Origin of the sequence: Desulfobacter curvatus DSM 3379, from assembly GCF_000373985.1 — a bacterium.
Classification (GTDB): domain Bacteria; phylum Desulfobacterota; class Desulfobacteria; order Desulfobacterales; family Desulfobacteraceae; genus Desulfobacter; species Desulfobacter curvatus.
The window spans coordinates 46922-53601 of record NZ_KB893062.1; the positions used below are offsets into that span (position 1 = coordinate 46922).

Genomic DNA, 6680 nt, shown 5'->3' on the forward strand with positions numbered 1-6680 from the left:
CCCAAAATGGGCTTTCCGGGATTAATGCACTTCCTTAAAAACGATTATGTATATCCCGCCATTGGATTTGATATTTTGATAGATACTTTCTCAGCCGATCCGAATCATTTGAACGTGCCTTTTTTTTTCTTGAGGCTGCAAAAAGAGTCCTGCCCGCCTGGGCAATATTCTTGGAAGTTTGGCAGGTCCGGATAACATCGGCAAGTTGTACTTTTTCAAATCGATCAAGCGCAGCCGTTCGTTCTTCCCCGATCAGATCCACCAATATGCCGTCATCAATTTGTTTCTGAGCTGACCCCCATCTAACGGATAGTCTATGAATTTCATCTTTGACGACCAGGTCCGTGATCCTGCCGCCGGGTGCAAGCGTTGCCATTCTGGTAACGGCGCCGTTAAGATCTCGAAAATTTGCAGGCCAAAGCGCTTCGGGGGAGGTTGCAAATTTTAGAAATATACCCCGGGCCTCTTTATTGAATGTAATGTGCCGCTTGGTTCTTTCGGCAAAACGGTCAAGTTCGTAGTTCAAATTCGGCTCAATATCTTCAGGCCGCTTATTCAGCCCCGGCATTTCAAAAGTCCATAGATTTATTCTGGAAAGAAGATCCTCCCGGAATCTTTTTTCCATGACATCTTGAAACAGGTCCCGGTTGGTCCCGCAAATCAATTGGAAGTTGCTATGGGCCTCGGTATCGGACCCCACAGGAAGAAACTGTTTTTCCTCAACAGCCCGGAGCAGCATGGACTGCTCGTCCAGGCCAAGTTCGCCGACTTCGTCTAAAAACAGCATGCCGTTATCTGCTGTTTTCAAAAGGCCGTCCCTGTCGCTGGTCGCCCCTGTAAAGGAGCCCTTTTTATGCCCGAAAAGAGCGGACATGGCCCCATCACCTCTCAAGGTCGCACAATTGACCTCCACAAAACGCCCCTTTAACTGGCGTCTGGCTTTTTTCAATTCATACACCCTTCTGGCCAGACGGGATTTACCGGCACCGGTGGGACCTGTTATCAAAACCGGGTCAACCGAATTGATGGCGACACGTTCGATTTGTTCAATCAGATTATTAAACGATGGATTCCGTGTTTCTATGCCGGATTTTAAAAAGGAGATATCATCTTTCATCTCCTGCTCGAATCGCATGGCAATCTGATCATACCGGGAAAGATCCAAATCAATGATTCTATATTCCCCGCTTAGATCATGGTTCCTTTTTCTTGGGGGAGGACTTGTCTGCAATAACCGGCCCGACAGATAGTTTGATTCAATGAGGAGGAAAAGACATATCTGGGCAACATGGGTTCCTGTGGTGATATGAATCAGGTAATCTTCATTTTCAGGATCAAAGTGATACCCTTTGGCAAAATCGTGCAACACACCATAAACCTCTTCAAAATCCCACGGATCGGTGAAATCGGTTTCAACGGGAATCACTTCCGTTTCCGGAGAAACATCCCGGATATCGTCTCTTATCCGCTTCATCAGGCGGGTATAGCTTTTCTGGTAAAGGAGCTCAAAGCGGTCTACCAAAAAATCGCTGTGTTGGCATATCGCCACACTTGGCCGCCAGTGTTCCCACCGTGATGCATTTTCTCCTCTATCAAGTACGGGGCCTAAAATCCCGATTACAACTGTCTTTTTCATATCTATTTATCTATATTGTATATAAAATTATCTATATTTTACAGAAAACCGATATACCATGTCAAGTTTCGAACCTCTCTAAATTTCGTTATAATCATTATTTTTCAGATAGTTATAATTTCAGTAAATATTTTTTCAGTAACTGGCACACCCGTTGCTTTACACAAAAAGCAGATGCCACCGGGCCAGCGGCACACAGTATTCAAGTAAAGTTGTAAATACTGAGTGTTCCGGACATGGGTTCTGCCGATGGAACGGCATCTGAATGGATAGCTCAATGGGTAGAGCATCGTGCAAAGGACACGAGAGTTGCAGGTTCGATTCCTGCTCCGGTAATTGGTTTACTTTAAAAAAGGTGGTATCAAACTCAAAAATGAGTGTTGTGCTTGGAGAAAAAGGGCTTGCGGATCGTGTTGTGAACCTGCTGTGATCTTAGCGCTTTTAAAGCAGTGAAAAGGAAAATATCATGCTGAGTATTAATGGAATGCTTGGAGAAGGTGGCGGACAAATTTTGAGGACATCCCTTGCCCTATCCCTGGTTACAGGCAACCCTTTTATAATAAAAGAGATCCGGGCCGGGAGAAAAAAGCCGGGACTGATGCGGCAGCACCTGACCTGTGTCAATGCCGCAGTCAAGGTGGGCAATGCAAAGGCAGAAGGTGCGAACATCGGCTCACAGTCTCTTAAATTTGAGCCACGCGCCATAACTCCCGGCAAGTATAATTTTGCCATCGGAACAGCAGGAAGCTGCACCTTGGTACTTCAGGCAATATTACCGGCATTGCTGGTGGCAGATGGGCCGTCAGAGGTCATACTGGAAGGAGGCACCCATAACCCGTTTGCCCCTCCTTTTGATTTTCTCGATCAGACATTCCTCAGGCTCATCAACGAGATGGGGCCGACCGTGTCAGCGTCGTTGATTCGCCCCGGTTTCTACCCGGCCGGTGGAGGGAAAATTAAAGTAGAGATTACCCCCTCCCCGCTTGGGGAAATAGATCTCACCCAGCGGGGTGAGATCTTAAATAAAACGGCGAAGGCATTTGTGGCGAACCTGCCAGAAAATATTGCAGCAAGAGAAATTAAAATAGTCAAAAAGCTATTGGGCTGGGAAGACTGTGAGATTGTGAACATCCCCTACTCACATGGACCGGGGAACGTGTTGACGCTGTCCGTGGAAAGCGAAAATCTAACGGAGGTGTTTACCGGGTTTGGGGTCAAAGGGGTTACCGCTGAAAAAGTCGCCAAAAGATGTGTGGGTCAGGTGAAAAGTTATCTGGCTGCTGATGCCCCTGTGGGGAAACATCTTGCGGACCAGTTGTTAATCCCTTTGGCCATGGCCGGTGGCGGCACATTCATTACCCAGCCACCCAGCCGTCATACAATGACAAACATTGAAGTAGTGAAACAATTTTTAGATCTGAATATCAACTGCGCAGAAATTGATGAGCGCCGTTGGCAGATATCAGTTGAGAAATAAAGAGGAATAAAAAAATGGAATGGGTAAAAAAAGAAGATAAATATAAAGTCCCTATTAAATCCTGGTGTTCAAATATCGAAGAACTTGCAATGAAACAAGCCGAAAACCTGGCCATGCACCCTGTTATTTTCCACCATGTATCGCTGATGCCGGACTGTCATCCGGGTTACGGCATGCCCATCGGCGGCGTAATTGCCGCAGACAATGCTGTTATCCCTAATGCCGTGGGCGTGGATATCGGTTGTGGCATGGGATCGATAAGAACCAACCTCCCAGTGTCCGAAACCAGCCGGAACAACTTAAGAGAGGTTGTTACATTGGTTAAAAAATATGTTCCCTGTGGGGAAGGCAACGCCCATAAAGAACCACAGACATGGGAAAACCTTGATGATATAGAAGCGTATGAGGAACGAGGATGGTACTCGTCCCATGTTAAAAAACTTGCCTTTAAAAATTTAGGCAGCCTTGGCGGCGGCAACCATTTTATTGAAATCCAGGCCGGCGATGACGACCGGATCTGGCTGATGAGTCACTCCGGCTCCCGGCATCTGGGCAATGTTATAGCACGCTTTTATAATGACATCGCTGTTAAACTGAATCAAAAGTGGCACGCAGATACACCAGGAACCGACTTGGCATTCCTGCCGACAGATACAACGGAAGGACAAAATTATATCAATGATATGAATTTTGCACTCTCTTATGCCCGGGAAAACCGCAGAAAAATCATGACTCGGTTTAAGGATGCCTTTACGGAGGTCTTCCCCGGGACTGAATTTGGAAATGAAGTTAATATTCACCATAACTATGCGGCCCTGGAAAATCATTTCAATAAGAATGTGTGGATCCATAGAAAAGGGGCGACCTCAGCCAAACAAGGAGAGACCGGAATTATTCCCGGTTCAATGGGAACCCCTTCCTTCATTGTCGAAGGTTTGGGTAATCCTGAGTCGTTCATGTCCTGTTCCCATGGTGCAGGGCGGGTCCTGGGGCGGCTGCAGGCAACCAGAGAACTCACACCCGAAAACTGTGACCAGGCCATGCAAGGCATCGTTTACGACCGCTGGAGTAAGGTCAGGCGCGGCAAAGCCAAGGGGATGTACGACCTTGGGGAAGCACCCCAGGCATATAAAAATATTGAAACCGTAATTGAAGCACAGCTCGATTTGATCAAGCCCCTGCATAAGCTTCGCCCTCTCGGCGTTGTAAAAGGGTAAAATAATCCCGGGGACAATTTTTTTTGGGGGGGAAGGGATAGTTCTTTAAAATTATGGTTAACTTTTTAAAAAAAGTTAACCAGTTTTGCCATTATAACCACCTGAAGAAATCAACAATTTTGTTTGTATTAATTTTTCGTATTAAAAAACAGTAAACTCCCTTAACGCAATAGAGCGACGTAGGTCTTATTAACTCCCAAATCTTTATTGGATCGACGTTGACTACTTTCGTTATTTCTGCCTGCTTGGGGATCAGGGTCGGTCAACTTTGATACCATGATTGCTCACCTCGTTTGTCGATAGCCAGAGATCTAAAAGTCAAGTGGGCTTCTGCGCTCTTTGATGGTTCTGGATTTCACGGTATGTGTATAAATCATTGTGGTTCTGACATCACTATGGCCTAAAAGCTCCTGGATAGTTCGGATGTCATAATTTGCCTGAAGTAGATGACTGGCGTAGCTATGCCGGAAGGTGTGTGCAGTTGCCCTTTTTGTTAACCTTGCTTTGTTGACTGCTTTTTTAATAGCTTTCTGAACGTGGGATTCATGGAGGTGGTATCTTCGGATTTCATGGCTACCCTCCACTTCTGTAAGCGTTTTAGCCGGAAAAAACCATTGCCATATAAATTCTTTTCCTGCATTTTTATATTTCTTCTCGATACTATCAAACATAAAGGCACCATCGTACTTATCGGAAAGGTCTTTCTGGTGCAGCGCGTGTACGTTATCAATCTGATGCTTTAACTCATCATACAGAACTTGTGGTATGGGAATCGTTCTGTCTTTTTTCCCTTTTCCGTCATGGACCGTTAATATTCCAGCATCAAAATTGAAATTATTAATCCGTAAGTTCAGACATTCGAACAGCCGCAAACCGCATCCGTAAAGCATTTTCACAACCAAATCATAAGGGTGCCTCAGAACCGAAATAATTGTGTTCACTTCTTCTATAGACAAGACCACCGGTATATATGGTCGTCTTTTCGCTCGAACCACGCCATCAATTTTTCCGAACTCTTTTTGAATCACGTGCCGAAAAAAGAAAAGCAATGAATTGAATGCCAGGTTCTGTGATGAAGCCGATACTTTTTTTCAACGGCAAGATGGGTTAAAAAACCTTTCACATCATTGACATTCAGGAGCGATGGAGATTTCGATCGGGTGTATGTCTGGAACTGTCGCACGTATAAGCGGTAAGATTTTAATGTTTTAGAGGAATAATGGCGGACATTGATTTCATCAGCCAATTGTTTAAATTCAGCCTCCCATGACTGTCCTGTTTCCATATCACTGATTGCATCAGGCTTTACAGCAGGGTTTGATGGTGTGATCGCAGACTGTATTTCAGGCTGTGGTGAATAAACGGCACGATTACCTTGAACTTCACCCTGATATGATTGCGGAGCCTCATTAATTTTATCGCGGATTATTTTACCTGCATCAGAGTTTAGATAAGTCTGCTTGCTTTGTTGTTCCCGGGTAATGAGCCCGAAATATATTTTTATTGCTTTTTGTGCCTGTTGCTTTTGAAACGTCGACTGCCTTTTTGAATGTAATTTTTCAATAAAATGGGGGACACTACCGACGTCAGCAGGATTGAACTTGTATTTATTGCAAAAATCCAGATAGTACCTCAACCATTTCACATAGTGCCAGTGCTCATTTTCCGGGATATTTCTGAAAATCAATTCCCGGTTATAAGCGGCCAGCACATTTTGATTAATCTGAATTAATGCCATTTGCTGTTTAACTCCACAATTTGAATGTTATCCCGTTAGAAAATTTTATAACACTGGTATAAAATGATTGTCAATTTTATCCTTTATTGATAAAGGGTTTGTACATGTTATTTGTTGGAGTTATACAGAAAAAAAACTACATAATCACTTGTTCACGGCGGCTCCGCCGCCGTGAATCGCGGTGCTGACTTCGTCCAGTACCTTGTCCAGTCGCCTCTGGCGCCTGAACAAGGTACTGGACCGGTCACTGCACACCGATCAATCAAACTATCGTTTGCTTGATCGGCGCACAGCGCCGGTCAGCACCGCGATTATTTTTTAAACCATGGAAGAAATGATCGCTGCAAAATATAATGTTTGGTGGTATTTATCTTTAATCCTACCTGCAATTTTAATGCTTGCTGCTACGTTTTGGCGTAATAGATATATTATAATTTTTGCTATCATTCTTTCATTAATTGGAACTTACATTTTATGTAATATCTCTGTACGTGAGAAATGGAAAACTCGATATGATTATCAAATGTCAATTACTTTGTCCGGTTCGCGTCAATTATCTTGTCCGGTTTTTTTATATCAATAAATGCTTTTTGAGTGCATAAATTCTGTTCC

5 protein-coding genes are annotated in these 6680 nt (G+C 44.3%); 2 read left to right on the plus strand and 3 right to left on the minus strand.

The genetic code is table 11. The features are described from left to right. Nucleotides 1-34 precede the first annotated feature (34 nt). On the minus strand, nt 35-1636 hold the full coding sequence (rtcR, locus tag B147_RS0114190; protein ID WP_020587861.1) for an RNA repair transcriptional activator RtcR: 1602 nt from the start codon (nt 1634-1636) through the stop codon (nt 35-37). 466 nt (nt 1637-2102) lie between these two features. Between rtcR and rtcA the strand changes: the two genes are divergently transcribed. Both rtcA and B147_RS0114205 read left to right on the plus strand, forming a co-directional pair. Beyond that, complete coding sequence (gene rtcA, locus B147_RS0114200; RefSeq protein WP_020587862.1) at nt 2103-3113, plus strand: RNA 3'-terminal phosphate cyclase; 1011 nt, start codon at nt 2103-2105, stop codon at nt 3111-3113. 14 nt (nt 3114-3127) lie between these two features. Beyond that, the gene (locus tag B147_RS0114205) at nt 3128-4330 is read left to right on the plus strand and encodes an RtcB family protein (protein WP_020587863.1); all 1203 of its coding nucleotides are present in this window, start codon (nt 3128-3130) and stop codon (nt 4328-4330) included. A gap of 311 nt (nt 4331-4641) precedes the next feature. On the opposite strand, the gene B147_RS32920 is transcribed toward B147_RS0114205, so the two are convergent. Both B147_RS32920 and B147_RS32925 read right to left on the minus strand, forming a co-directional pair. Next, nucleotides 4642-5379 (minus strand): integron integrase, encoded by a 738-nt coding sequence (locus B147_RS32920; RefSeq protein WP_342662114.1) that lies wholly within the window; start codon nt 5377-5379, stop codon nt 4642-4644. After that, complete coding sequence (locus tag B147_RS32925; RefSeq protein WP_245569018.1) at nt 5355-6068, minus strand: phage integrase N-terminal SAM-like domain-containing protein; 714 nt, start codon at nt 6066-6068, stop codon at nt 5355-5357. The genes B147_RS32920 and B147_RS32925 overlap by 25 nt, the downstream gene beginning before the upstream one ends. Nucleotides 6069-6680: the final 612 nt, after the last annotated feature.